This is a genomic window from Pseudomonas sp. P20 (genome assembly GCF_016463925.1).
In the GTDB taxonomy this organism is placed as follows: Bacteria; Pseudomonadota; Gammaproteobacteria; order Pseudomonadales; family Pseudomonadaceae; genus Pseudomonas; species Pseudomonas aeruginosa.
In genome coordinates this window covers 1-1,468 of the sequence record NZ_JAEMVM010000140.1, presented here as the reverse complement: position 1 = coordinate 1,468, position 1,468 = coordinate 1, and the positions used below count along the sequence as shown (strand labels likewise).

Annotated in this window: 1 protein-coding gene; it reads left to right on the top strand. The window is 66.9% G+C overall.

The window, feature by feature from the left end:
* A partial coding sequence (gene exaC / locus JHD77_RS32215) for an acetaldehyde dehydrogenase ExaC (protein WP_049296375.1) occupies window positions 1-1,468 on the top strand: 1,468 nt, incomplete at both ends.

Sequence of the window (1,468 nt, the reverse complement as noted above, 5' to 3'; positions counted from 1 at the left end):
CGCTACGGCAACTACATCGGCGGCGAGTTCGTGCCTCCGGTCAAGGGCCAGTACTTCACCAACACCTCGCCGGTGAACGGCCAGCCGATCGCCGAGTTCCCCCGTTCCACCGCCGAGGACATCGACAAGGCCCTCGACGCCGCCCACGCCGCCGCCGAGGCCTGGGGCCGCACCTCGGTGCAGGAGCGTTCGAACATCCTGCTGAAGATCGCCGACCGCATCGAGCAGAACCTGGAACTGCTCGCCGTCACCGAGACCTGGGACAACGGCAAGGCCGTGCGCGAGACCCTCAACGCCGACATTCCCCTGGCCGCCGACCACTTCCGCTACTTCGCCGGCTGCATCCGCGCCCAGGAAGGCTCCGCCGCCGAGATCAACGACAGCACCGTGGCCTACCACATCCATGAGCCGCTGGGCGTGGTCGGGCAGATCATCCCGTGGAACTTCCCGCTGCTGATGGCCGCCTGGAAGCTGGCCCCGGCGCTGGCCGCCGGCAACTGCGTGGTGCTCAAGCCGGCCGAGCAGACCCCGCTGGGCATCTGCGTGCTGCTGGAACTCATCGGCGACCTGCTGCCGCCGGGCGTGCTCAACGTCGTCCAGGGCTTCGGCAGGGAGGCCGGCGAGGCCCTGGCCACCAGCAAGCGCATCGCCAAGATCGCCTTCACCGGTTCCACCCCGGTCGGCTCGCACATCCTCAAGTGCGCGGCGGAGAACATCATTCCCTCCACCGTCGAGCTGGGCGGCAAGAGCCCGAACATCTATTTCGAAGACATCATGCAGGCCGAGCCGGCGTTCATCGAGAAGGCCGCCGAGGGCCTGGTGCTGGCTTTCTTCAACCAGGGCGAGGTGTGCACCTGCCCGTCCCGCGCGCTGGTCCAGGAGTCGATCTACCCGGCGTTCATGGAAGAGGTGCTGAAAAAGGTCAGGGCGATCAAGCGCGGCGACCCGCTGGACACCGAGACCATGGTCGGCGCCCAGGCTTCCCAGCAGCAGTACGAGAAGATCCTCTCCTACCTCGACATCGCCCAGCAGGAAGGCGCCGAGCTGCTCGCCGGCGGCAGCGTCGAGAAGCTCGAAGGCAACCTGGCCAGCGGCTACTACATCCAGCCGACCCTGCTCAAGGGGCACAACGGCATGCGCGTGTTCCAGGAGGAAATCTTCGGCCCGGTGGTCGGCGTCACCACCTTCAAGGACGAAGCCGAGGCCCTGGCCATCGCCAACGACACCGAGTACGGCCTCGGCGCCGGCCTCTGGACCCGCGACATCAACCGCGCCTACCGCATGGGCCGCGGGATCAAGGCCGGTCGCGTGTGGACCAACTGCTACCACCTGTACCCGGCCCACGCCGCGTTCGGCGGCTACAAGAAGTCCGGCGTCGGTCGCGAGACGCACAAGATGATGCTCGACCACTACCAGCAGACCAAGAACCTGCTGGTGAGCTACGACATCAACCCGCTGGGCTTCTTCT